22 protein-coding genes are annotated in these 25,204 nt (G+C 67.1%); 7 read left to right on the top strand and 15 right to left on the bottom strand.

All coding sequences use genetic code 11. The features are described from left to right. Positions 1-840 (bottom strand): ATP-dependent DNA ligase (locus VFE28_06455; protein HZM15626.1); only part of this gene is annotated, 840 nt, incomplete at its 3' end. 526 nt (positions 841-1,366) lie between these two features. Here VFE28_06455 and VFE28_06450 point away from each other — a divergent pair. Then, positions 1,367-2,119 carry a hypothetical protein gene (locus VFE28_06450; GenBank protein HZM15625.1) on the top strand — a complete coding sequence of 251 codons (753 nt, stop codon included), beginning with the start codon at positions 1,367-1,369 and terminating at the stop codon, positions 2,117-2,119. Positions 2,120-2,196: 77 nt separating this feature from the next. On the opposite strand, the gene dcd is transcribed toward VFE28_06450, so the two are convergent. The 12 genes from dcd to VFE28_06390 all read right to left on the bottom strand — a co-directional run bounded on the left by dcd (position 2,197) and on the right by VFE28_06390 (position 13,271). After that, the gene (gene dcd / locus VFE28_06445; protein ID HZM15624.1) at positions 2,197-2,754 is read right to left on the bottom strand and encodes a dCTP deaminase; all 558 of its coding nucleotides are present in this window, start codon (positions 2,752-2,754) and stop codon (positions 2,197-2,199) included. A 189-nt stretch (positions 2,755-2,943) separates the two neighbouring features. Continuing rightward, a complete protein-coding gene (locus VFE28_06440; protein HZM15623.1) occupies positions 2,944-4,428 on the bottom strand; it encodes an NADH-quinone oxidoreductase subunit N in 1,485 nt (494 codons plus the stop codon). Further along, positions 4,425-5,942 carry an NADH-quinone oxidoreductase subunit M gene (locus tag VFE28_06435; GenBank protein ID HZM15622.1) on the bottom strand — a complete coding sequence of 506 codons (1,518 nt, stop codon included), beginning with the start codon at positions 5,940-5,942 and terminating at the stop codon, positions 4,425-4,427. The genes VFE28_06440 and VFE28_06435 overlap by 4 nt, the downstream gene beginning before the upstream one ends. Before the next feature lie 9 nt (positions 5,943-5,951). Then, positions 5,952-8,030 carry an NADH-quinone oxidoreductase subunit L gene (gene nuoL, locus VFE28_06430; protein ID HZM15621.1) on the bottom strand — a complete coding sequence of 693 codons (2,079 nt, stop codon included), beginning with the start codon at positions 8,028-8,030 and terminating at the stop codon, positions 5,952-5,954. 18 nt (positions 8,031-8,048) lie between these two features. Continuing rightward, positions 8,049-8,372 (bottom strand): NADH-quinone oxidoreductase subunit NuoK, encoded by a 324-nt coding sequence (nuoK, locus tag VFE28_06425; protein HZM15620.1) that lies wholly within the window; start codon positions 8,370-8,372, stop codon positions 8,049-8,051. Continuing rightward, positions 8,369-8,869, bottom strand: a complete 501-nt coding sequence (locus VFE28_06420) for an NADH-quinone oxidoreductase subunit J (protein HZM15619.1) — start codon at positions 8,867-8,869, stop codon at positions 8,369-8,371. Before VFE28_06420 ends, nuoK begins: the two co-directional genes overlap by 4 nt. Then, positions 8,866-9,444: an NADH-quinone oxidoreductase subunit I gene (locus tag VFE28_06415; GenBank protein HZM15618.1), complete on the bottom strand. Its 579-nt coding sequence runs from the start codon at positions 9,442-9,444 to the stop codon at positions 8,866-8,868. The genes VFE28_06420 and VFE28_06415 overlap by 4 nt, the downstream gene beginning before the upstream one ends. A gap of 99 nt (positions 9,445-9,543) precedes the next feature. Next, entirely contained in the window at positions 9,544-10,740 is a 1,197-nt protein-coding gene (gene nuoH, locus VFE28_06410; protein ID HZM15617.1) for an NADH-quinone oxidoreductase subunit NuoH, read from the bottom strand. 10 nt (positions 10,741-10,750) lie between these two features. After that, positions 10,751-11,875, bottom strand: coding sequence for an NADH-quinone oxidoreductase subunit D (locus tag VFE28_06405; GenBank protein HZM15616.1), 1,125 nt, complete (start codon positions 11,873-11,875; stop codon positions 10,751-10,753). 18 nt (positions 11,876-11,893) lie between these two features. Beyond that, complete coding sequence (locus VFE28_06400) at positions 11,894-12,379, bottom strand: NADH-quinone oxidoreductase subunit C (GenBank protein HZM15615.1); 486 nt, start codon at positions 12,377-12,379, stop codon at positions 11,894-11,896. A gap of 11 nt (positions 12,380-12,390) precedes the next feature. Further along, positions 12,391-12,873, bottom strand: coding sequence for an NADH-quinone oxidoreductase subunit B family protein (locus VFE28_06395; GenBank protein ID HZM15614.1), 483 nt, complete (start codon positions 12,871-12,873; stop codon positions 12,391-12,393). Continuing rightward, positions 12,870-13,271 carry an NADH-quinone oxidoreductase subunit A gene (locus VFE28_06390; GenBank protein ID HZM15613.1) on the bottom strand — a complete coding sequence of 134 codons (402 nt, stop codon included), beginning with the start codon at positions 13,269-13,271 and terminating at the stop codon, positions 12,870-12,872. Before VFE28_06390 ends, VFE28_06395 begins: the two co-directional genes overlap by 4 nt. Positions 13,272-13,911: 640 nt before the next feature. Between VFE28_06390 and VFE28_06385 the strand changes: the two genes are divergently transcribed. The 4 genes from VFE28_06385 to lysA all read left to right on the top strand — a co-directional run bounded on the left by VFE28_06385 (position 13,912) and on the right by lysA (position 21,146). Beyond that, a complete protein-coding gene (locus tag VFE28_06385) occupies positions 13,912-16,716 on the top strand; it encodes a vitamin B12-dependent ribonucleotide reductase (protein HZM15612.1) in 2,805 nt (934 codons plus the stop codon). A 160-nt stretch (positions 16,717-16,876) separates the two neighbouring features. Continuing rightward, positions 16,877-17,185, top strand: coding sequence for a hypothetical protein (locus VFE28_06380; GenBank protein ID HZM15611.1), 309 nt, complete (start codon positions 16,877-16,879; stop codon positions 17,183-17,185). Then, on the top strand, positions 17,097-18,509 hold the full coding sequence (locus tag VFE28_06375; protein ID HZM15610.1) for a DNA polymerase IV: 1,413 nt from the start codon (positions 17,097-17,099) through the stop codon (positions 18,507-18,509). The genes VFE28_06380 and VFE28_06375 overlap by 89 nt, the downstream gene beginning before the upstream one ends. A gap of 9 nt (positions 18,510-18,518) precedes the next feature. Continuing rightward, on the top strand, positions 18,519-21,146 hold the full coding sequence (lysA, locus tag VFE28_06370) for a diaminopimelate decarboxylase (protein HZM15609.1): 2,628 nt from the start codon (positions 18,519-18,521) through the stop codon (positions 21,144-21,146). 56 nt (positions 21,147-21,202) lie between these two features. Here the strand turns inward: lysA and VFE28_06365 are convergent, their stop codons facing one another. Beyond that, a complete protein-coding gene (locus tag VFE28_06365) occupies positions 21,203-22,354 on the bottom strand; it encodes a pyridoxal phosphate-dependent aminotransferase (GenBank protein ID HZM15608.1) in 1,152 nt (383 codons plus the stop codon). A gap of 23 nt (positions 22,355-22,377) precedes the next feature. Between VFE28_06365 and VFE28_06360 the strand changes: the two genes are divergently transcribed. After that, positions 22,378-23,067 (top strand): glycosyltransferase family 2 protein, encoded by a 690-nt coding sequence (locus tag VFE28_06360; protein ID HZM15607.1) that lies wholly within the window; start codon positions 22,378-22,380, stop codon positions 23,065-23,067. Next, entirely contained in the window at positions 23,064-24,305 is a 1,242-nt protein-coding gene (locus VFE28_06355) for a M48 family metallopeptidase (protein HZM15606.1), read from the top strand. The genes VFE28_06360 and VFE28_06355 overlap by 4 nt, the downstream gene beginning before the upstream one ends. On the opposite strand, the gene VFE28_06350 is transcribed toward VFE28_06355, so the two are convergent. Further along, entirely contained in the window at positions 24,302-25,135 is an 834-nt protein-coding gene (locus VFE28_06350; protein HZM15605.1) for an aldo/keto reductase, read from the bottom strand. The genes VFE28_06355 and VFE28_06350 overlap by 4 nt on opposite strands. Positions 25,136-25,204: the final 69 nt, after the last annotated feature.

The raw sequence follows: 25,204 nt of genomic DNA, 5'->3' as shown, positions 1-25,204 counted from the left end.
GTCGAGGATCACGCTCTGCACCGGCAGACTGCGCGCCAGCTCCACGGTCTCCGGTGTGAGCGCCGACACCTCACGGAGTTGCCGCGAGAACACGTGCACCTCGTGGCCGTGCCGGTGCACCTGCACGCGCACACCATCCAGTTTCCATTCGGCGGCGGCTCGCCCGCCGAACTTCGCCAACGTCGCCTCGAGATCCTCGGCCTGTGCCGCCAGCATCGGCTCGACCGGCACGCCCGGACGCGGCGCGAAACGCTCGAGCGCTGCGGCGCCGTCGCGGGCGACTCTCTCCAGAACCTCGCCCAGCGAACCTGCGAACATGACCGCCCGCCGCAGTGCGTCCGGCTCGAGGGCGAAGGCATCGGCCACGGCCTCGAGCACGACGGCGCGCGAGGCACCTTGACGCAGCTCGCCCACGAAGAGCGCGCCCAGGAACTTGCGCTCCTCGGCGTCGAGAGGCGCGAACAGGCGCTGTAGGATTCCTTGACGCTTCTTGGCGGCCCCGGCTCCCTCGACGCGTTCCAGGGCCTCGAAGGCGGCGTGGACCTCGGCCAGCGTCGGAGAACTCTGCGGGGTCGACACGGGCGTCGTCACCGCCGCGAACAAGGGGAGGACATCGGGCGTCGCGAGCGCACGTTCCGCGGCGACGACCGCGCTCCAGCCCACGTTCAGGCTTGCTGGTAAGGTTTCTCCCGCCAGGAATGTGGCGGCGAGTCTGAGATCTCCGGGGTCGAGTCGCGCGAACAGCTCCCCGAGCCGGGCGCGCTTCTCGAGCCGGCCCGACGTCGCGCGCACGGCTTTCGACGTCGCCACAATGTCGGCGAGTCTCGCTGGCTCGGACACGATGCCCTCACTCTGCCATGGCGCCTCGAGGTTCAGGCGCCGTCCGAGCTCTCCATGGTAGCTTCAGAAGGCTGTACCCAATTGAAAGGGCCCCGCCGCTCGCGCAGCGGGGCCCTCGACGAAGGTCCAGTGTCGGTGGCGTTGGGTCTCCCTGTGGGGACCCGACCGCGCCACGGACGCTGAGCAGCTCCCTAAGACAGGGACGCCACCTCCACTGAGCCGCATCGATCAGAACTCACTGGATCACCTCCTCATGGGCGTGCCCATATCCGCGGGACCCAACCCGCCCGGCCCTTCGGGCGCCCGACCTTCAGGACCGTCGTGGACTCCCCCATGGGACCCACGCGACTCTCAGACTCCAGAATTCTAGCGCGCCCGACCGCCCCGGGTGAAGAGGGATCTCGGGCCCCGGGGATTCCGTGTAAACTCCAGTCTAGCTGGCGGTTGGGTCGCTCGTCGGCGCCCGCCGAAAAGGGCGGGCCGACCGAACTGCATCGAGGTCCGGTAGGTCCGCGAGGCTGCGCCCATGAACGGCGACTTGTCAGTCCTTCTCCTCACGGCGGTCAGCCTCGGTGTCGCCCACACGCTTCTCGGTCCCGACCACTACCTGCCCTTCATCTTCATGTCCCGAGCGCAGCACTGGTCACGCCGGCGCACACTGATCTTGACCTGCCTGTGTGGTCTGGGGCACGTGCTCGGCTCGGTCGTCTTGGGAGCCGCCGGCATCGCCCTCGGTGTCGTTCTCTCGCGCCTCGAATTCATCGAAGCCGCCCGCGGCCAGGTGGCCGCGTGGCTCATGATCGGCTTCGGTATCGCTTACACCGCCTGGGGACTGCGCCGCGCCTACCGGCACCGGCCGCACACCCATATCCACGCCCACCCTAGCGGGGTCATCCACCAGCACGAGCACCTGCACGAGGCGGAGCATGTCCACGTGCACGTTAACAACCATACCGACGCTCACGAAGGTAAGGACACGGCTCCCGCCACGACGGCCAGCATCACGCCCTGGATCCTGTTCACGATCTTCGTCTTCGGACCGTGCGAGGCGCTGATCCCGCTTCTGATGTACCCGATGGCGAAGGAGAGCCTGAGCGGCGCCGCACTGGTGACCGCGGCCTTCGCGGTGGCGACGATCGGGACGATGTGCGTCGTCGTCCTCGCCGGCCAGGAAGGGCTCGGGCGCCTGCGCCTCGCGGGATGGGAGCGCTACGCCCACGCTCTGGCGGGGATGGCCATCGCCTGCTGCGGCCTGACGATGCAGTTCCTCGGCCTGTGAACGCCCTCACGAGCGCGGACCGGACCTGGAGACCCGTATGCCCTGCCCGTCCGTGCGCGCCTCGGCCCGCTCCCACGTCAGACTCGCGGCAGCGTGATCCCCGCCTGGTGCATGTACTTGCCGGAGCGATCGGCGTAGGCGACCTCGCACTCTTCGTCGGCTTCGAAGAAGAGCACCTGCGCCAAGCCTTCGTGGCTGTAGATCTTGGCGGGGAGCGGCGTGGTGTTGGAGATCTCGAGCGTCAGCGTGCCTTCCCAGAGCGGTTCCAGCGGCGTGATGTTGCAGATGATGCCGCAGCGGGCGTAGCTGCTCTTGCCGATGCAGACACCGAGCACGTTGCGCGGGATCTTGAAGCTCTCGACACTGCGGGCGAGGGCGAAGGAGTTGGGGGGAATGATGCAGATGTCACCTTTGAAATCCACGAAGGAATCCTGGGAGAACTCCTTGGGATCGACGAGCGAGCTGCGGACGTTGGTGAACACCTTGTACTCGTCGGCGACGCGCAGGTCGTAGCCGTAGGACGAGAGCCCGAACGAGATGGTGCCGCGCTTCTTCCCGTCGTAGTCCACAAAAGGATCGATCATCTTGTGTTCGATGGACATCCGGCGGATCCATCGGTCGTTCTTGATGGCCACGTTCTGCTCCCGCGAGTGTCGGCCCTTGGGCCCGGGTGAGATGCATGCCTCTGTGCGGGCGCAGTATGCCGGGGCGCCTGCAGTGGATCAAGAGGCCCGGGGTGAGCGCACAGGGCGCATGCAGCTGGGCGCGCGCTGCGGGGCACGCGGCGACGAGGCACGTGCAACCGCGGCCCTGCTGGGCCTGGGTCACGAACCCGTAAAGATCCGGAGGGAGTAGCTGGAGAGCCGGTCCAGGAGGCCGAAGCGGAAGCCGAAGACGAGGGTCGGCACCGCGAGGAGAAGGATGAGCGCCGTGTGCAGGCGCGGCACGCGCACGGGCTCGGCGGGAGCTTCGCCCGGGTCATCCAAGTACATCGTCTTCACGATGCGCATGTAGTAGTAGAGCGACACCACGGAGTTCAAGATGCCGACGAAGGCGAGCCAGTAGAGGTCGCGCTCGATCACGGCCTTGAACAGGTAGACCTTGCCGACGAAACCGGCGAAGGGCGGGATCCCGGTGAGGGAGAACATGAAGAAGGCCATGGGCACCGCGAGCAGCGGCCTCCGCCAGCCGAGGCCGCGGTAGTGCTCGAAGTCCTCGCGCCGCGTCTCCGCGGAGTAGGCGATGACGACGAGGAACGCCCCCAGGTTCATGAGACCGTAGACGACGAGATAGAAGATGATCGCCTGGAAGCCGCTGTCCGTGAGCAGCACCGCTCCCATGAGCATGTAGCCTGCATGGGCGATGCTCGAGTAGGCCAGCATGCGCTTGACGTTGTTCTGCCGGAGAGCCGCCAGATTCCCCAGCGTCATCGTCACCGCCGAGAGCAGGCTGAGCAGGAAAGGCCAGTCGAGCCCCGCGAAGGGCACCCGCACGCCGTCCTGCGTGGTGGCCAGGCCGGAGGCGAAGAAGCGCAGCAGCACGGCGATGCCCGCCGCCTTCGGCCCCACGGAGAAGAACGCGGTCACCGGCGTCGAGGCGCCTTCGTAGACGTCCGGCGTCCAGCTGTGGAAGGGCACCATGGACATCTTGAAGCCGAAGCCGGCGAGGACGAACACCGTGGCCACGAGGAGTGGCCCGGTCGGCACGCCGCCGGCCAAGAGCGCCTGCCGCAGCTCGCCGAGCGCCAGCGTCCCGGTCATGCCGTAGAAGAGCGACATGCCGTAGACCATGGCGCCGCTCGCCGCGGCGCCGAAGAGTACGTACTTGAGCCCCGCCTCGCTCGACTTCGTGTCCCGCCGCAGCACGCTGGTGAGGAGATACGAAGGCAAGCTCGTCATCTCCAGCGCCAGATACATCATGAGCAGGTTGTTCGCGGTGGCGAGCAGGCACATGCCGATCACGGTGCCGAGCATCATCGCGTAGGACTCACCGTGATAGCGCTGGGAGAGCTCGCCGTACGGGTGCACGATGAGCACCACCACGAGCGTGACCGCGATGAAGAAGAGCTTGAAGAAGATGCCGAAGGGATCGAGGACGAGCATGCCCTCGAAGAGCGCCACGGGTTCCGTGCCCACCTGCAAGAGCGCGGCGACGAAGGCCGCGAGCAGACCGGCGCAGGCCACGGCGGCGTTCAAGCCTCGGCGCCGCCCGCCGGCGAGCATGTCGACCACGAGCAGCGCGACGATCGCGAGAGAGAGCACCGTCTCCGGCACGAAGTAGCGCAGGCTCTGCACGTTCGTCAGCGTCAATGCAGGCTCACCCTTCCAGCTTCCCAGACGAGATCGACCAGATGGTTCGTCGAAACCCGCAACAGGTCCAGCACGGGGTGCGGGTAGAAGCCGAGGACGATCACGAGAACCCCGAGCGGCACGAGGGTGAACGCCTCACGGCCGTTGATCTCGGGAAGCTCGGCGTAGCGCGGGTTCAACGGCCCCAGGAAGACGCGCTGCAGCGTCCACAGCATGTACGCCGCGCCCAGGATGATGCCCGTGGTGCAGACGATGGTGATGGCCGGGAAGGTCTGCCAGCCGCCGAGAAGGGTGAGGAGCTCGCTCACGAAGCTCGACAACCCTGGCAGCCCCAAGGCGGCAAAGAACGCCAGAGACGAGATGCTGCCGTACACCGGCATCCGGCTCATGAGGCCGCCGAAGCCGTCCAGCTCGCGATGGTGCGCCCGGTCGTAGAGAACGCCCACCAGGAGGAACAGCATGGCGGTGATCGTGCCGTGGTTGAACATCTGCAGGATCGCTCCGTTCATCCCCTGTGGCGTCCCCGAGGCCATGCCGAGCAAGACGAAGCCCATGTGGCTGATCGACGAGTACGCCACCAGCTTCTTGAAGTCGGTCTGCGCCATGGCGCAGAGCGCCCCGTAGACGATGTTGATCATGGCGATGACGGCCAGCGCGCCGGAGAACCATTGCGTGGCCTCCGGGAAGATGGGGAAGCTGATGCGCATCATGCCGTAGGTGCCCATCTTGAGCAGCACTCCCGCCAGGATCACGGAGACGGCCGTCGGCGCTTCCACGTGGGCGTCAGGCAGCCAGGTGTGGAACGGGAAGGTCGGCACCTTGATGGCGAAGCCGATGAAGAGGAGCACGAACATGAGCTTGGCGAAGCCGAGCGTCAGGCCGAAGAGCTGGACGGTTTGGCCCGTGTAGTCACCGCCCATGAGCTGCAGCAGGTTGAACGAGTGGCCCGACTTGAAGTACAGGGCGAGCATGGCGACGAGCATGAGAACGGAGCCGAACAGGGTGTAGAGGAAGAACTTGATGGCGGCGTAGATCTTGCGCGGCCCGCCCCAGATGCCGATGAGGAAATACATCGGCAGCAGCATGATCTCCCAGAAGATGTAGAAGAGGAAGAAGTCGAGGGACACGAAGGTCCCGAGCATCCCCACTTCCAGGAGCATGAACATGGTGAAGTAGCCCTTGAGGCCGCGGTCGATGCCCCAGGAGGCGAACATGCAGAGGAAGCAGAGGAGCGCCGTGAGCACCACCATGCTCACCGAGAGCCCATCGAGGCCCATGTAGTACTGGATGTGGAAGGCGCTGATCCATTCCTTCTGGATCACGTACTGGAAACCTGCCGGGTCGTTGACACCGGGGAGCGTGCGGTCGAAGGTGGCGTAGATGTAGAAGGAGAGCAGCAGCGCGGGCACCGTCCCGAGGACCGCGAGCCAGCGGATGAGGTTCTTCTTCTCGCTCGGCGTGAGCAGGATCGGGACGACGACCAGGAGTGGCGAGAACGTGAGCCAGCTCAGCATCGGTTCTCCTCAGAGGAAGCGCATGACCACGATGATCACGATGACGCCGCCGAACACGACGAGCACGTAGTTCTGGATGACGCCGGATTGCAGCCGGCTGACGCCGCTGCCGCCGGAACGGATCGCCGCCCCCAGCCCGTTGACCAGGCCGTCCACGACGGTGCGGTCGATCGCTCCACCGAGCCAGGAGGCGGCCCGGGCGAGGTAGCCGGCGCCGTTCACGATGCCGTCCACGACATAGGCATCGAAGAAGGCGAAGACTCGCGATGCCGCCCGGATGCCTGCCACGACGGTGGCTTGGTAAATCTCGTCCACCCAGTACTTGTTGTAGAGCATGCGGTAGGCGCCCTGCGCTCGGGCTGCCAGCTTCCCGGGCAACGTCGTGTCCGTGACGTAGAAGCGGCGGGCGAGCGCGAAACCTGCGAGCGCGATGGCGACGGAGATCGCCATGAGCAGGTACTCGAGCGGCTCGGGGCCGTGCGCCACGGCGGACGCCCCGTGTGCCGCGGCAGCCGCCCCGGGCGCTGCGGCAGTTTCGAACACCGGCGCCAGGAAATGTTCGATGCGATTGCCGCCGCCGAGCGCCGCCGGGATGCCCACGCCACCACCGATGACGGCGAGCACGGCGAGAACGACGAGAGGCAGTGTCATGCTGCGCGGCGATTCGTGCAAATGCTGCTGGGTCTGGGGGTCGGCGCGGCAGCTGCCATGGAAGGTCGAGAAGAAGAGACGGAACATGTAGAACGAGGTGAGCCCTGCACCCAGGGCGCCCATGGCCCAAAGCACCGGGCTGCCCTGCGGACTCGACCAGGCCCGCCAGAGAATCTCGTCCTTGCTGAAGAAGCCGGAGAGCGGCGGCAACCCGGCGATGGCGCACGTCGCGAGCAGAAAAGTCCAGTGCGTCCGCGGCAGGAAGCGGCGCAGCCCACCCATCTTGCGGATGTCCTGCTCGTGGTGCATGGCGTGGATGACGCTGCCCGCACCCAGGAACAAGCAGGCCTTGAAGAAGGCGTGCGTCATCAGATGGAAGATGCCGGCACCATAGGCCGCGACACCCATGCCGAGGAACATGGTGCCGAGCTGGCTCACCGTGGAGTACGCCAGGACCTTCTTGATGTCGTTCTGCACCAGGGCGATGGTGGCGGCGAAGAGCGCCGTGACCGCCCCGATGACGGCCACGACCGTGAGCGTCACCGGCGCCATGCTGTAGAGGAAGGAGAGCCGCCCGATCATGTAGACGCCGGCCGTGACCATGGTGGCCGCGTGGATGAGGGCGGAGACCGGCGTCGGCCCTGCCATGGCGTCGGGCAACCAGACATAGAGAGGGATCTGCGCCGATTTTCCGGTGGCGCCGATGAAGAAGCAGAGGGTGACGAAGGTCACGAGATCGACGCCGAAGATGCGATCCCCCGCCAGCAACCCCACCACCTGGCGCAGGTTCGCGAAGTTCAGCGTCGCCACCTCGTGGCGCTGCAAGGCCCAGAACAGGGCGAAACCGCCGACGAGGAAGCCGCAGTCACCGATGCGGTTGACGATGAACGCCTTCATGCCCGCCTGCGCCTTCTGCAGATCGGTGAACCAGAAGCCGATGAGCAGGTACGAGCACAGCCCCACACCCTCCCAGCCGATGAACAGCATGAGCAGATTGTCGCCCATGACCAGGGTCAGCATGGCGAAGACGAAGAGGTTGAGGTAGGCGAAGTAGCGATAGTGGCCGGCGTCTTCACCCATGTAGCCGGTGGAGTAGACGTGGATGAGGAAGCTCACTCCCGTCACCACCAGGATCATCACCGCCGTGAGCGGGTCCACCATGAAAGCGAAGTCGGCCTGCAGGTCGCCGGCGGCGAACCAGGTCCACAGCTTGTCGGTCAGGAGGCGTGGCTCCGCCTGCAGGAGCTGGAGGAAGGCCGCCACCGAGAGGACGAAGGAGGCGAAGATGACGGCGCAGGCGCTCAGGGCCACCGGGCGCTTCCCCCAGCGGCGCTGCACCGGGCCGCCGAAGACACCGTGGAGCACCGCACCGAGGAGCGGGAAGAACGGGATCAGCCACAGGTATCCGGCCGTCGTCCCCTGCATGCCCTCGTGCACGCTCTCTTCTCCCCTGGTCTAGCGCCGCATGGAGTGCAGCTCGTCGGCGTTGATGCTGCTCCGGTGATGATAGATGGCGATGATGATGGCGAGTGCGATGGCCGCCTCCGCCGCCGCCAGGACGATGATGAAGATGCCGAAGATCTGGCCGTCGAAATGCGTGCGCCCGGGCAACCCCGTGCCGTAGCGCGAAAAGGCGACGAAGTTGAGCGCCGCCGCGTTCAGGAGCAGCTCGATCCCCATGAGGATGCTGATGGCGTTGCGTCGGCTCACCATGGCGATGATCCCGAGCGCCGCCAGCGCCGCGCTCAGGATCAGATAATGCTGGAGCCCGACGTTCACTCCTCCTGCACCTCCTTCTTCCCCACCACGACGGCGCCGATGAGGACCACGAGAAGCAGCACCGAGATCATCTCGAAGGGGAGCAGGTACTGCGACAGGAGCAGGTTGCCGATGGGGGCCGAGGTGGGCTGCACTTCCCGCGGTGCCTGCGGCCAGTCCACGGCGAAAACCGTCGCCGCGAGCGCGGCGAAGACGACGAGGCCGAGGGCGGCGGCACGACGGCGCTTGAAGCTCATGGCCTCGGCCTTCAGGTCATAGACCCTCTGGGTGAACATGACGCCGAAGAGGATGAGGACCAGGATGCCGCCGATGTACACCAGGACCTGGGTCACGGAGAGGAAGTCGGCGCCGAGCAAGGCATAGAGGCCGGCCACGCCGGCCAGGGTGAAGAGGAGCGAGAAGGCGGAATAAAGCAGGTTGCGGGCGAAGACCACCATCATAGCCGGCAAGAGCGCCATGCTTGCGAAGATCCAGAAGAAGACGTCCGCCGCGGTCATGCGTCGGTGGCCTCCGAGGTGGCGGCCTCGGGGCCCTTCTTGGCCTTCGCTTCCTTCGCCGCCTGCGCCTTGCGCTCCGCCGCCGCGGCCGCCGCCAGCACGTCGACGCGGCGCTGCTCGTCCACCAGGCGCAGGTGCATGTCGGTCAGATCCGGCGACGCGCCCTCGAACTCCTTGGTGAAGAAGATGGCTCCGGTCGGACAAGGTTCGACGCAGAGGGCGCAGTACATGCACTTGTAGAGATTGATGTCGAAGCGGACCGGATCCTTGACCTTCGGCGTCGGCTTGCCATCGAGACGCGACTCCACCAGGATCCTGTCGATCCGCACGTCCTCGATCTTGATGCAGTCGATGGGACAATAGCGCTCGCACAACAAGCAGGAGATGCAGATGTCGAGGTCCACCCAGAGGAAGCCGCGGTAGCGCTCCGGGATCAGGTCCAGCATCGGCCGGGACGTGCGGTCCGGGTACTGGGTGGTGATCGGCTGGCGCAGCATGTGCGAGAAGGTGACGGCCATGCCTTCGAAGATGGTCGTCGTGCTGCGCTTGATGTGGCCCAGATACTCCGCAATCACCGCCGGTGCCTCCCGTGGCCCAAGTTGTGCTCGTCGCGTTCCACAGACACCACCTTCACCTTCGCCCTCCACGCGCGCCTCACCGCCGTGGAGGTGACCTCACACGATCGGATTCAGGCGCACCTGCGCCCCCGACTCCCGCAGGTTGTAGCGCACCCGGAGCATGAAGCGCACACCTGCCGCCACGGCGATGAGGAAGAGCGCCAGGCGCACCGCGAGCGCCGCCGCTCCCTGCCGCGGCACGAAGGTCTCCCACACCGCCGTGCCCACCAGCACCACGAAGCCCATGGGGACGAGATACTTCCAGCAGAGTTCCATCATCTGATCCACGCGCACCCGGGGCAGGGTCCAGCGGATCCAGATGATCACGAACATCCAGAAGAAGGATTTGCAGACGAAGCAGAGCACCTGCACCAGGGTGCGCCCGCCGTCCGGCACGAAGCTCGGCACCTGCCAGCCGCCCAGGAAGGCCAAGGTCGCCACCGCGGCGATCACATACAGCTCGGCCCACTCGGCCAGGAAGAAGAAGGCGAAGCGCATGCCGCTGTACTCGGTGTTGTAACCGGCCACGAGCTCCGACTCCCCTTCCGGCAGATCGAAGGGCGTGCGGTTGCTCTCGGCGAGAGCGGCGATGAAGTAAATGAAGAAGGCGATGAACAAGAATGGGGTACGGAACAGGTTCCAGTCCCAGGGCAGCCAGCCCTGCTCGCGGATGATGCCCTGCGTGCTCATGGTGCCACTGGCGAGGACGACGGCGAGCAGAGCCATGCCGGAGGGGATCTCGTAGCTCACGATCTGGTTGGCCGAGCGCATGCCGCCGAGGAGGGCCCATTTGTTGTTCGACGCCCAGCCGGCCATGATGATGCCGACGGCGATGAACGCCGTCACCGCCACCAGGTAGAAGAGGCCGACGTTGAGATCGGCGACGATCAGCTTCTCGGCGAAGGGCAGCACGGCGAAGGTGCCGAACATGCCCATGAACACCAGATAGGGCGCGATCTTGAACAGGATGGGATCGGCGTCCCGGGGGATCAGGTCTTCCTTGAGCAGGCACTTGAGGCCGTCGGCGATCCACTGCAGGATGCCCTGAGGGCCGACGCGGTTCGGCCCCACCCGTGACTGTATGCGTGCCGCGATGCGGCGCTCGATGAAGCTGGTGAAACCGGCGAGCGGCGCCACCCAGAGGAGGAGGATCAGGGAGGCGAAGACGAGCATGCCGGCGGCGTAGAGCAGCGCCACCTGCCAGTCCGTCTGGATCCCCCAGCGGGCGATGAGGCTGTCCAGGTACTGCTGCATGGGCCCGTCCTCAGCGGTCGATCTCGGGGGCCACGACGTCGAAGCTGGCGATCAGGGCCACCAGATCGGCGATGAGGATCCCCGGCGCCACGTGCTCCACCATGCCCATGGCGGTGAAGGAGCCTGTCCGCGCCCGGTAGCGCCAGGGCTTGTCGCTGCCGTCGCTCACCACGTAGATGCCCATCTCGCCGCGCGGCGCCTCGGTGCGCACGTAGCACTCGTTGGGCTTCACCTTGAAGTTCTTCGGCTTCGGCACCGGGTCCTCGCCCGCCGTCTCCGGCAGCTTGGCCACGCACTGGCGCACGATCTTCAAAGCCTGGCGCATTTCCTCGACGCGGACGACGAAGCGGTTGTAGCTGTCCCCCACCACGCCGAGGCCATCGACACCCACGGGAATGTCGAACTTCATCTCGCTGTAGAGGGCGTAGGGCACGTCCCGGCGCAGGTCGAAGTCGACACCGCTGGCGCGCAGGTTGGGGCCGGAGAGGCCGAAGTCGATAGCGTCCGCCGCGCTGATGGTGACCACGCGGGCGAGACGTTCTACGAAAATGTGGTTCTTGGTGATCAGCCGATCCCACTCGTCCAGGACCTTGTCGTAGCTGTCGCAGTACTTGCGCACCTTCTTGTCCCAGCCCTCGGGCATGTCCCAGCCGACGCCGCCGATGCGGTGGTAGTTGAAGGTGAGACGGGCGCCGCAGATTTCTTCCAGCAGGTCGTTGACCCGCTCCCGTTCGCGCAGCGCGTAGGGGAAGGGCGTCACCGCGCCGACGTCCATGGCCATGGTGCCGACCGCGATCAGGTGGCTCGAGATCCGTCCCAGCTCGGCGGTGATCATGCGGAGCAGCTCGGCGCGGCGGGAGCAGGCGATGCCCGCCAGCTTCTCCACCGCCAGGGCGTAGGCGTGGTTGGCGTTCATCGCCGCCACGTAGTCCACCCGGTCGGTGTAGGGCATGAAGCCGTTGTAGGTGCAGCGCTCGGCGATCTTCTCGATGGAGCGGTGCAGGTAGCCGACATCGGGCTTGCACTGGGAGATGACCTCGCCGTCGGTGTGGAGGATGAAGCGGATCACCCCATGGGTGCTGGGGTGCTGCGGCCCCATGTTGAGCTCCATCTCCTGCGTCTGCAGCGTCGCCATGGCTCCGTGGCACCTCCTCTAGAGGTTGTAGTCCCGGGTGTTGTCGATGCCGCCGTAGTGCGTCGGGAAGACGTAGTCCTTGCGCAGCGGGTGCCCCTCCCAGTCCTCCGGGAGGAGCAGGCGGCGGAGATCGGGATGGCCGTCGAAGCGGACGCCGAAGAGATCGAAGGCCTCGCGCTCGAACCAGTTCGCCCCGCGCCAGACTGGGGTCACCGTCTGCGTCGCCGGCTCCGCCTTCGGCACTTCCACCTTGAGCACGGCGCTGTGGCGGAGCGCATACGAATACAGATGGTAGACGACGAGGATGGACTCCTTGGCGTCCACCCCGCTCAGGTTGCTCAAGAAGTCGAAGCGGAGCTCCGGATCCTCCTTGCACACCCGCGCCACCGCGGCGATGGCGCCGGGCCGCACGGCGATCCAGGGATCCGTGCACTCGGTGTGCAGGTCGCCCACTCCGTCCGGGAGGCAGGCCTGCAGCCTCTGGTGGATCTCCTCGGCCTTCATCGCGGCCACCGTCAGGGGTTGCGGGTGAGGTAGCGCTCGCGGTGGATCTTGTCCTGGATCTCGAGGACGCCCTCGGTGAGCGCCTCGGGCCGCGGCGGGCAACCGGGGACATAGAGGTCCACCGGGATGACCTTGTCCACGCCGCGCAGCACCGAGTAGGCCAGGTCGAAGAGGCCCCCGCAGTTGGCGCAGCTGCCCATGGAGATGACGTATTTGGGGTGCGGCATCTGCTCGTAGAGCAGCTTCACCCGCGAGGCCATCTTCAGGGTGACTGTGCCGGCCACGATCATGAGGTCCGCTTGCCGCGGCGTGGCCCGCGGCACCGAGCCGAAGCGGTCGAGGTCGGCCCGCGGCCCGCCGGTCTGCATGAGCTCAATGCCGCAGCAGGCGAGGCCGAAGAGGAGATACCAGAGCGACGAAGCCCGACCCCAGTTGATGAGCTTGTCCACGTTCGTGGTGACGAAGGTGGCGGGGAGTTCGTTGTAGAGCGTCATGACGACATACCGCCCTTCGCCACGGCCTTGTTCCAGCGTAGATCCCCTTTGGACCAGACATAGATCAGGCCGACGAATAGGATGAGAACGAAGACCAGGACTTCGACGAGGGCGAGGGCGCCCCGCCCCGTCTCCACCCAGTTCCGGAAGACGGCGGCGACGGGGAACATGAAGGCGATCTCGACGTCGAAGATCACGAAGACGATGGCCACGAGGTAGAAGCGGAAGTTGAACTGGATCCAGGCATTGCCCACGGGCTTTTCGCCGCACTCGTAGGGGATGTCCTTGTGCACTTCCGGGATGCGCGGCCGGATGAAGCGCCCGGCGAGCATGACCGCCGTCGCGAAGGCGATGGCCAGGGCGAGGAAGACCAGCACGTTGGCGAAATCGAAGAGCATGGTGGCCTCCCCCGCCGGCGCATCCTCTTGTGTCTCAAGAGGATTCAGGGCCGCGTCCCAGGTCTGCCACCCTCGAATATACGGGCTCCAGGAGCGGGGCTACAACCGATGCCCAGGCCGTGGGCCGGTCATCCACAATGTTATCCACAGAGGGGCTATGAGGTATCCTCCACAACCACAACATATAGTAGCTTTTTGCGGCAAAAGCACTACAGGTAGAGAAATCTGCTTGACCGATCCAGGGGCCGGACCTAGAGTCCGGCCAGCAAGCTTGCCAGTCGGTGCGAGCCGGGACGACGGGACCTGCAGACGACAGCAACGCAACATCATTAAAATCAGCAAGTTGCGTCTTCCGTAGAGTGCCGCACCAAATTCTCTTCGAACTTCCTGACGGCGTGACGCCGGCCCGGAGGGGTACAACCTCTACGGGAGCCGGGTTGCGGCCGTTTTCCGGGCCAAACCTCCGGGAGGCCGGAGGCTTCGCCTGGAGCCTCTCGCTCGTCCGCCCAGAATCTCGGGTGGCCGAATCGGAGGCGCGAGGACAACAGGAGGACTCGTCAGACTCCGTGGCGGTAGTGGTGCACGCGGAGGCGGAGAGCTGCCGAGCCCGTCGCGCTCGAGAGCGTAAGGAGATGTTCCCATGGCGATCGTTCACAACGAGAACGCGACGACGCGCGTGGCCCCCGGCCAGGGAGGGCAGAGCCGCATCTTGAAGGACGGACGCGGTCCGAGCCCGCTGCGCATGCATCGTCGCTTCACCCGGCCCGACGTGCACCCCTATGACGAGGTGGCGTGGGAAATGCGCGCCGCCAGCATCCAGAACGAGAAGGGCGAGGTCATCTTCGAGCAGACCGACGTCGAAATACCGGCGGCCTGGTCGCAGATGGCCACGAACGTCGTGGTTTCCAAGTACTTCCACGGCAGCGTCGGCTCCCCGGAGCGGGAGCGCAGCGTCAAGCAGCTCATCGGCCGGGTGGCCACCACCATGGCTCGCTGGGGACTCGCCGACGGCTACTTCGCCAGCCCCAACGACGCCCGCGTCTTCGAGGAAGAGCTCACCCACATCCTGCTCACCCAGAAGGTGAGCTTCAACTCGCCGGTGTGGTTCAACGTCGGCGTCGAGGCGAAGCCGCAGTGCTCTGCCTGCTTCATCAACTCCGTCGACGACACCATGGACTCCATCCTGACGCTCGCCAAGACCGAGGGCATGCTCTTCAAGTACGGCTCCGGCACGGGGACCAACTTCTCCAGCTTGCGGTCGTCGAAGGAGAAGCTCTCCACCGGCGGCCAGCCCTCGGGCCCGGTGAGCTTCATGAAGGGCTACGACGCCTTCGCCGGCGTCATCCGCTCCGGCGGCCGCACCCGCCGCGCCGCCAAGATGGTGATCTTGAACGCCGATCACCCGGACATCCTCGAGTTCATCCGCTGCAAGGCCGATGAGGAGCGGAAGGCCTGGGCCCTCATCGACACGGGCTACGACAGCTCGTTCAACGGCGAAGCCTACGCCTCCATCTTCTTCCAGAACTCGAACAACAGTGTGCGCGTCACCGACGATTTCATGCGCGCCGTGGAAAACGACCTGGAGTGGCAGACGCGGATGGTCACCACCGGCGAGGTCTGCGCCTCGCACCGCGCCCGGCAGCTCATGGAAGAGATCGTCGCTTCCGCCTGGCTCTGCGGCGACCCGGGAATGCAGTTCGACACCACGGTGAACGACTGGAATCCGTGTATCCGCTCGGCCCGGATCAACGCTTCGAATCCGTGCTCGGAGTACATGTTCCTCGACGACTCGGCTTGCAACCTGGCCTCCATCAACCTGATGAAGTTCCGCCGCGCCGACGGCAGCTTCGACGTCGAGTCCTTCTGCCACACCGTGGACGTGGTGATCACGGCAATGGAGATCGTGATAGACAACTCGAGCTATCCGACGGCGGCCATCGAGCGCAACAGCCACGCTTTCCGCCCCCTGGGCCTCGGCTACGCCAACCTGGGCGCCTACCTCATGTCCAACGGCCTGCCCTACGACAGCGACGGCGCCCGGGCCGTGACTGGAGCGCTGACGGCATTGATCTGCGGCCGCGCCTACCGGCGCTCCGCCGAGATGGCCGAGGCCATGGGGCCGTTCCAGTACTTCGCCGACAACCGCGACTGCTTCCTGCGGGTGATGCGCAAGCACGCCTGGGCGGTGGACGGCATCGACGCGCGCCATGTCGAGCCCGAGCTGCTGCACGGCGCCCGGGTCGCTTGGGACGAAGCCATCGCCCTCGGCGAGTACGCGGGTTTCCGCAACGCCCAGGCCACGGTGCTCGCTCCCACCGGCACCATCGCTTTCATGATGGACTGCGACACCACCGGCATCGAGCCGGACATCGCCCTGGTGAAGTACAAGAAGCTCGTGGGCGGCGGCATGTTGAAGATCGTCAACAACACGGTGCCGCTGGCGCTGCGGAAGCTGGGGTACTCCGAGGCGGCCATGCAGGAGATCGTGGACTACATCGACAGCCACGACACTATCGAGGGCGCCCCGGGCCTGCGCGAAGAGCACCTGCCGGTGTTCGACTGCGCCTTCCGCCCGGCGCAAGGCGAGCGCTCCATCCACTACACCGGCCACGTGCGCATGATGGCGGCGGCCCAGCCGTTCCTCTCCGGCGCCATTTCCAAGACGGTGAACATGCCGACCGAAGCCACGCCGGAGGAGATGGCGTCGGTGTACATGCAGGCCTGGAAGATGGGGCTCAAGGCCATCGCCGTCTATCGCGATGGCTGCAAGCGCACCCAGCCGCTCAACACCAGCTTGGACGAAGCCGGGCAACCGGCGGCGGTGCAGAACAAGGCGGTGCGCCGGCGGCTGCCCGACGAGCGGCAGGCGCTCACGCACAAGTTCTCCATCGACGGGCACGAGGGCTACATCACCGTCGGCATGTACGACGACGGCAAGCCCGGGGAAATCTTCATCACCATGGCGAAGTCCGGCTCGGTCGTGAGCGGGCTCATGGACTCTTTCGCCACCTCGGTGTCCCTGGCGCTGCAGTACGGCGTGCCGCTGGAGGCGCTGGTGCGCAAGTTCGTGCACATCCGCTTCGAGCCGGCAGGGCGCACCAACAACGCCCACATCCCGATGGCCAAGTCGATCATGGACTACATCTTCCGCTGGATGGCGCTGCGTTTCCTGCCGGAGCTCGCCGACGAGGTGAACTCGGCGCACAAGCCGGTGGCGGAAGAACCGGCGGTGGAGAGCACGACCGTGGCTGCCGGCGGGCCGCGACCGACGCCGCGGCGGAATGGCGGCGTGACGCCGGTTCGACCGGATCTGACCTGGCACGAACGGCAAGTGTTCCAGCAGCAGTCGGATGCGCCCGCATGCAGCGAGTGCGGCTCGATCATGGTGCGCAACGGCTCCTGCTACAAGTGCTTGAACTGCGGGGTCACGAGCGGCTGCAGCTGAGCCGCCGGGATCCGCGTGGCGCCGCCTGGGGAAGCTGGTGGTTTTCCAGGCGGGTGTGTTGGGGGCCGGGGCCGCCTTGCGCGGGGCCGGCGGGGTTGTTACCCTCGGGAACCTCGAGGGCGACAGGGGCCTTTCGAACGGGGGGCGACGGATGTCACTGGTGGCGTTCACACCCCGGGCAGAGCAGAGCTTGCTGGACATCCTCGGCAATGCTCAGCGCTTGGAAGAGAGCCTCCTGGTCGTGGACATGCACGACGGCACGGTACAGCTCGTGATCAAGAGCGCCGGGGAGCTCGAAGAGCTGCAGCGCGACGTCGACCTGGTGGGACCCTTCCGGGTGCCCATCGCGGGCCAGGAAACCACGCTGTTCGTGCGCGAGAGTGAGCCCGCGCCGAACGGCACCTACGAGCTCGACTACTGCGCCGTCGGCGGTCAGCCCTGCTTCCAGGTGCGGCCTGCCGCGGACTAGAACGACAGCCGACCGTTCCTTCTTACTCGACGAGGCCCGGCGTTCCCGTTGCCGGGCTTCGTCGTCTTCCGGACCGGCGCCGATGAACCGCGAGCGCGTGATCCTGCACGTGGACATGGATGCCTTCTACGCCGCGGTCGAGGTGCGCGAGAACCCCGCTCTCGCCGGCAAGCCGCTCATCATCGGCCATCGGGGCCGGCGCGGCGTGGTCTCCACCTGTTCGTACGAAGCGCGGCGCTTCGGCGTGCATTCGGCCATGCCGTCCGTCACCGCCGAGCGGTTGTGTCCGCAAGCGGTGTGGCTGCCGGGGCGGATGGATCTCTACGTCGAGGTGTCGCGGGCGCTGCGTACGGTGTTCGACGCCTTCACACCCACCGTCGAGCCGCTCTCCATCGACGAAGCGTTCCTCGATCTCACCGGCGCCGCTGCCGACTTGGAAGACGGCCGGCAGACGGCACAGGCCCTCAAGGAGCGCCTCCTCGCCGCGCAGCGCCTCACGGCTTCGGTGGGCGTGGCGCCGAACAAGTTCCTGGCCAAGATCGCTTCCGATTTGGAGAAGCCCGATGGGCTCGTGGTCATCGGGCCGCGGGACATCGCCTCGATGCTCTGGCCGCTGCCGGTGGAGCGCCTCTGGGGCGTGGGGCCCAAGACGGCGGCGCGGCTGCGACAGCGCGGCATCCGCAGCGTGGGCGACGTCGCCGCTTTGCCCGAATCGGTGTTGGCGCTGCAGGTGGGGAGCGGGATGGCGGGACACTTGCTCGCTCTCGCCCACGGGCGGGACGAGCGCCCGGTGGAAGCCGGGCGCGAGGCGAAGTCGCTCTCCGAGGAGCGCACCTACGCCACCGACCTCACGGCGCCCGATGACATCGATCGCGCCTTGCTACAGCGCGCCGAGGGCGTGAGCCAGGAGCTGCGCCGGCAAGCTCTCGTGGCACGGACGGTGCATCTCAAGGTGCGAAGCGGCGACTTCACGACCTGGACACGCGCTGCGACGCTCACGGCACCGACGGATCTGGCCGAGGTGATCGTGGGGGCGGCGCGCACACTGTTCGCCGAGCGCATCGATCTCGGCGGCCGTGGCGTGCGTTTGCTTGGCATCGGCGTGAGCGGCCTCGTCCCTGCCGGCGGCGAACAGTCCTCGCTCTTTGCCGACGCGACGCTGGAGCGCGCCCGCCGCGCTGCCCGCGCCGCCGACGCGCTGCGCGAACGGCTCGGGCCCGAGGCCGTGGTGCGAGCGCGGCTGCTGCGCCCGTCCCGGGGCGATGAGGACGAAGACGGCGAGACCTCTCCGCCCGAAGCTTCGAGCCCGCCCACGGTGGACTGAAGGAGCCCGATGATCGTCTGCAAGTTCGGAGGAACTTCCGTCGAGGACGCCGGCGCACTCCGGCGCCTGCACACCATCGTCGCCGACCGGGTGGCGGAGAAACCGCTGGTGGTCGTTTCGGCGCTGGCGGGAATTTCGGATCTCCTGGTCTCGACGTTCGAAGACGGCGCGGACAATGAACCTCGACTCGACGGTCGAGCTGCATCGACACAGACGCAATCCATCGAATCGTCCCCGGGGCCCACTGCCTACGAAGCTCTTGCGACCCGCCACTTCGACCTCATGTGCGAGGTGGCCGGCGCTGAAGCCTGCCATCGTCTCGATCCGTGGCTCGAGGCGTTACGTGCCGGCCCGCGCCGCGGCAGTGCCCAGGGGCAGGCGGAATGGCTGGCGCTCGGTGAGCTCCTTGCCTCCGCCATCGTCACCGCGGCGCTGGAGGCGTGGGGGCTCCGGGCGACCTGGTTCGACGTGCGGAGCGTGATGCGGACACGTGGGGAGAATCCAATTCAGGATAGGCCCGACCGCGAAGTGCTCCAGCGCCTCGTCGACCGCCATCTGCGGCACTCGATCGAGGCCGGCGGCATCGTCGTGACCCAAGGGTTCATCGGCTGTGACGCCGGCGGGCGGACGACGCTGCTCGGTCGCGGCGGTTCCGATTTCAGCGCCTCGCTCCTGGGCGCGGCGCTGCAGGCCGAGCGCCTCGAGATCTGGACCGACGTCGACGGGATCATGACCGCGCCGCCGCGCCTGGTGCCGGGAGCGCGGCGGCTCCGCGTTCTCTCCTTCGACGAGGCGGCGGAGCTCGCCTACTTCGGCGCCAAGGTGCTGCACCCGGCCACGCTCCACCCGGCGCAAGAAGCCGCCATCCCCGTGCTGGTGGCGAACTCCCGGCGTCCGAAAACCGCGCCAGGAACACCGGGAACCCTCATCCTGCCCGACACCACGGCGTACCACGACGAGCGCGCTGTGGTGAGGTCGGTGGCGGTAAAGCACGGCGTCACCGTGGTCACGGTGCATTCGACGCGCATGCTCATGGCGCACGGCTTCCTGGAGCGCATCTTCGCCGTCTTCGCCAAGCACTCGACACCGGTGGATCTGGTGTCGACGGCAGAGGTCAGCGTCTCGCTCACGGTGGACGACCCTCGATCGCTGCAGGCGATCGTGGACGAGCTGCGCGCCATCGCCCGCGTCGAGGTAGCGCCGGAGATGGCCATCATCTGCGTGGTGGGCGACGGCATGCGCCGCGCGCGAGGGATCGCCGCGCGTCTCTTCCGCGCCGTGGGGAGCACGGAAGTGCGCATGATCAGTCAGGGCGCCTCCGAGATCAACGTGAGCCTCGTCGTGGCCGACGCCGAGGCGGACGACGTCGTCCGCCGGCTGCACGAGGAATTCTTCCAGGGCAACTTGCCGCGCGCCGTCTTCGGCGAGTCCTTCGCGGACCTGGAGACGGCGCCGTCCTTACCTGCGTCACCCCCATCGCCGCACCGTCTCGCCCGGGTGGCGGCCGATCTCGCCGCGAAGCACGGAACTCCCTTCTACGTTTACGAGCTCGATCGTGTCGAAGCGCAGATCCAGAGACTCCGCACCGCCCTCGACCACTCCCGAGCGCGCCTCGCCTACGCGTGCAAGGCCAACTTCCACCCGGCGCTCTTCTTCCTGATGCGCGACCAGGGCGTCGGCATCGACGCCGTCTCGCCCATGGAGGTGGAACGGGCGCTACAGTGCGGCATCCCTGCGGACCAGGTGCTCTTCACCGCCAACAATGTCTCGGTCGAGACCTTGCTCGCCGTACACGACCAGGGTGTGCGCGTCAACCTGGGGTCGCTCTCCGATGTTCGCCGCTTCGCTGCGCACCGCGCCGGCACGGAGGTGTTCCTTCGCACCAACCCCGGGATCGGCGCCGGCCACCATGCCCACGTCGTCACCGGCGGCATGGATTCGAAGTTCGGCATCCTGGCGGAGGATTTGCAGGAGGCGCGGGAGATCCTCGCGGCCCGCGACATCCGCGTCGTCGGCCTGCACGCGCACATCGGCTCCGGCAGTCTCGATGCGGCACCACACCTGGAAGCGGCGCGGCGGCTGGTGGCGGCGGCCACGGCGTTTCCGCACCTGCGCTCTCTCAACGTGGGCGGCGGTCTCGGTGTCCCCTACCGGCGCGGCGAGCCCGAGTTCGCCCTGGAGAGCTACGGCGCCGGCCTGCGGGAGATGCTGCAATCGCTCGAGGCGGCGCTCGGACGCACGCTCGAGCTCTGGGTCGAGCCCGGGCGATTCCTCGTGGCGCAAGCCGGCACGCTGGTGGCGCGCGTCACCTGTCGCAAGGAAACGGCCGGGCACATCTACGTGGGCCTCGATTCGGGAATGAACCACCTGGTGCGGCCGGCGCTGTACGGGGCTTATCACGCCATCCGCAATCTCAGCGCTCCCGGGGCGCCGCTCGAATCGGTCGACGTCGTGGGCAACATCTGCGAATCCGCCGATGTCTTCGCCATGAGCCGCCCCCTGCCCTCGCCGCAGGAAGGGCACTTGCTCGCCATCGAGAACGCCGGCGCCTACGGCTTCGCCATGGCCTCGCACTACAATCTCTGGCCGCTGCCGCGGGAGTTCGTCTTGCGCGACGGCGCGGTGATCGACGTCTGAACGACTCCTGGCGGCGCCGCCTTTGTGCGCCGCGCTCTGAGTTTCGCGGGGTCGCTTCAGCGCCCGAGCCGTTCGGCGAGCACTTCGACGCCGCGGGCCACGACTTCCGGCGCCGCCGAGGTGAAGCAGAGACGCACGTGGTGCGGATAGGGCCCGAAGCTGGGGCCGGGGGCGACGAAGAGGCCGCGGTCGGCGCAATCGTCGAGGAAGCCTGGGAGGCCGCGCTCGTCCAGCTGCCGGCTCACGTCGAGGAAGAGGAAGGTGCTGCCCTGCGGTGGCGGTTCTCCGAGACGCGCCGCAGCGCGCCGTCCCATGTCCTCGTAGAGCGGTTTGACCCGGGCGATCCAGTCGTCGCCGCGGCCGTCGAGGGCGCGGCAGGCGGCGAGTTGCGACGCCGTCGGCGTCGAGTAGAAGGAGTGGGTGCTCACCTTGCACATCTCGCGCACCACCTCCCGCGGACCGACCACGTAACCGCAGCGGTTCCCCGCCATCCCGAAGGCCTTGGAGAACGAATGCACCGAGAGCGTGTGTTCGGGAGCGAGCTGCCGGCAGTAGACATGCTCGCCGTCGTAGACATAGTCCTCGTAGACCTCGTCGGCGAGGATCCAGAGGTTCTCGCTCGCCGCCCAACGCAGCAGCGCTTCGAGCCACGCAGCCGGGATGACCCGGCCCGTCGGATTGTTCGGCGTGCTGACGTAGAGAGCCACGGTCCGCGGCGTGAGCCGCCGGCGCACCGTCTCCACCGCCGAAGCCGGCGTGTCGGCGACGCCGAGGAAGGGCACCTCGACCGGCGTGCCATGCAGACAGCGCACCATCCCTTGGATGAGCGGCCAGTACGGTGCCAGGATCAGCACTTCGTCGCCGGGGTCGAGGAGAGCGCCGAGAACCGCGCCGAGTCCACCGGTGGCGCCGCCGGTCACGAGCACGTTGCCGCGCTCGGTGGGCACGCCGCTCCGCCTTCGGGTGCGCTCGACGATGGCGTCGATGAGCGCCGGCATCCCCTGCGGCTCCGCGTAGCGATGCATGCCGGGATGTTCTTCCACGCGCAGGTCCTGCATGCGGCAGCCGGTCGCCGGCTCGAGCCAGGTGTCGCCGACATGCAAGGGATAGATTTCGCCCTGATGCGTGGCCATGCGCGCCGCGAGGGCGGAGTATACTGAGCCGCCGATGCCCGCCAGAGCCGGCGCGACCTGGGGATGACGCGGCATGATGCCTCCGACCTGAGGGTAGCATGAGCGCCTCGCCTGACAAGATCCTCGCCCTCGTGCCGGCGTACAACGAGGGCGCCCGCGTCCGCGGCGTCGTCGAGGGCGCGCGCCGGCACTTGCCCGTGCTCGTCGTCGACGACGGCTCCACCGACGACACCGCCGCCCACGCCGAAGCCGCCGGTGCCCAGCTCTACCGGCGGCCCCAGAACGGCGGCAAAGGCATGGGACTCCGCGACGGCTTCCGCTATGCCCTCGACCACGGCTACGACGCGGTGCTGACCCTCGACGCCGACGGCCAGCACGATCCGGCGGAGATCCCGGCTTTTCTGCAACGCTATCGAGAGCGTGGCGCCGATCTCATCATCGGCAGCCGCGACTTCCGCCACATGCCCCCGGTGCGGCGCTTCGCCAACTCCGTGGGCCGGCACGTCTTCTCCTGGGCAATCGGCCAGCACGTTCCCGACAACCAATCGGGGTACCGGCTGCTGCGCGGCCGACTCATGGAGGCGCTGCTGCAGAGCCAAGAAGCCGGCTTCGAATTCGAGGTGGAGATGATCGTGGTCTGCGTGCGCCGCGGCTTCGTCCTCGACTGGGTCCCCATCCGCACCATCTACGCCGGCGAGAAGAGCCACATCCGCCGGGGGCACCACGTGAAACATTTCTTTCGCGTCGTCTGGCAGACGCATCGGGCCACGCGGTCCGCTCGCCCGTGAAACCTGCCACGCTCCTCCTCGCCGCTTTCCTGGCGGTGCTGGCGTCGACGCTCCTGCTGCGCTGGCTCAACCTCCGTCACCTGCGCCGTCACGGCAGCCACGTGCCTCCCGAGCTCGAGGGCGTCGTGGAGCCCGAGCGTCTCGAGCGCATCGCGCGCTACACCGTCGAACGGTCCCGCCTCGGTACGGTGGAGCTCGCGGTGGAGAACATCGTGCTGGGAATCTTCCTCTTCGGAGGCGGCCTCGGTGCCTTCGACGGCTGGGTGGCCGCGCACGCACCTTCCTTCCTGGGCGGCGGGATGTTGTTCTTCTTCCTCCTCTTCCTCGCAGCGAGCGTGCTGCGGATCCCCTTCGAACTGGTCGAGCATTTCCAGGTGGAGAAGCGCTTCGGCTTCAATCGGATGAGCACCCGGCTGTGGCTGAGTGATCAGGTGAAGAGCCTGCTCCTCGGTCTCGCGATCGGTGGCCTGCTGGTCGGTGGCGCCCTCGTCCTCGTGCGCTGGAGCCCCACCTGGTGGTGGCTCTGGGTGTGGACCTTCTTCCTCGTGGTGAGTGTTTTCCTCCTCTACCTCTCGCCAGTCCTCATCGAGCCGCTCTTCTTCAAGTTCGAGCCGCTCCGAGTCGCTGGGCTGGAGGACGCCATCCGCGAGCTCCTCGGACGCGCCGGGCTCGTGGCGCGCCGCGTCTTCCAGGTGGATGCGTCAAGGCGCAGCACGCACTCGAACGCCTATTTCACCGGCCTCGGGAGGGTGAAGCGGATCGTCCTCTTCGACACCTTATTGCAACAGATGGAGCCCGCCGAGATCCTGGCGGTACTGGCGCACGAGGCCGGCCACTGGAAGCTGCGACACGTGCTGCAGCGCCTCGTCGTGACCGAGGCACTGGTGCTCGCGGTTCTCTACGCCGCTTGGCTCAGTCTCGGTGCGGAATGGATCCCTGCTCTCGTGGGCTTGGAGCAGGCTTCCTTCTATTCCCGTGCACTGCTTCTCGCTGTCCTCGGCTCGCTCCTCGCTTTCCCTCTGACGCCGCTCGGGAGCGCCCTCTCCCGCCGCCACGAATGGCAGGCCGATCGTTTCGCCGTCGCTCTCACGAGGCAGCCGCAGGACCTCGCCTCCGCCCTCGCCAAGCTGGCGCGGGAGAACTTGCAGAACCTGCACCCACACCCGCTCTACGCGACCTTCTATTTCTCCCACCCGCCGGTGGTGGAGCGCCTCCGACGGCTGCAGGCGACGTCCTAGACCGTTTCGAGTGGCACGTCGTGATCGGGGCAGGGGAAGGCGTCGTCGAGCTCGCGCAGGTCCTCGGCGCCGAGGACCATGTCCGCCGCCGCAGCATTTTCGCGCACGTACTCGGTTGTTGCGGACTTGACGATGGTGACCACGCCGGGGAGACGGAGCGTCCAGGCGATGGCGATCTGCGCCGGACTGACGCCGTGGCGTTGCGCCACCTGCACGAGAGCGCGCTTCCGCACCAGCCGCCCCTGATCGAGGGGCGTGTAAGCCATGATGGCGATGCCGCGCTCGACGCACCAGGGCAGCAGGTTGCGCTCGATGCCACGGCGATGGAGGTTGTAGAACACCTGATTGACGGCCACGCCAGCGCCTTCGGGCACTGCCTCGACCGCTCGCATCCAGTCCATGTCGAAGTTGCTGACGCCGTAATGGCGGATCTTGCCCTGGCGTTGCAGGAGCGCGAATGCCTCCAGGGTGTCCTCCAGCGGATGCGAGCCCTCCCAGTGCAGCAAGTAGAGATCGATCCAGTCGGTCTGCAAGCGGCGCAAGCTGGCCTCTGCAGCTGCCATCGTGCCGCGTCGAGAGGCGTTGCTCGGGAGCACCTTGGTCACGAGGAAGAGGCGATCGCGCCGACCGCGGCTCGCTGCCGCCACCACCTCCTCGGCACCCCCATCAGCGTACATCTCTGCCGTGTCGACGAGCGTGAGACCGAGATCGAAGCCGAGCTGCAGCGCCGCGATATCACGCTGACGCTCCCGCCGGCGCGCCCCCATCTCCCAGGTCCCCTGGCCGAGCACCGGGAGCGTGGCCCCCGTGCGGGTCTCGACGGTGCGCACATTCCCCTCCGTTGCCCTCGCCCTCCAGCCTCACTATCCTACCGGAGCGGAAGCGGGGGCGCTTTCGCC

It is taken from the genome of Candidatus Krumholzibacteriia bacterium (assembly GCA_035649275.1).
Classification (GTDB): domain Bacteria; phylum Krumholzibacteriota; class Krumholzibacteriia.
The sequence above is the reverse complement of the archived record's forward strand: the minus strand, read 5'-3'. Positions and strand labels throughout refer to the sequence as shown.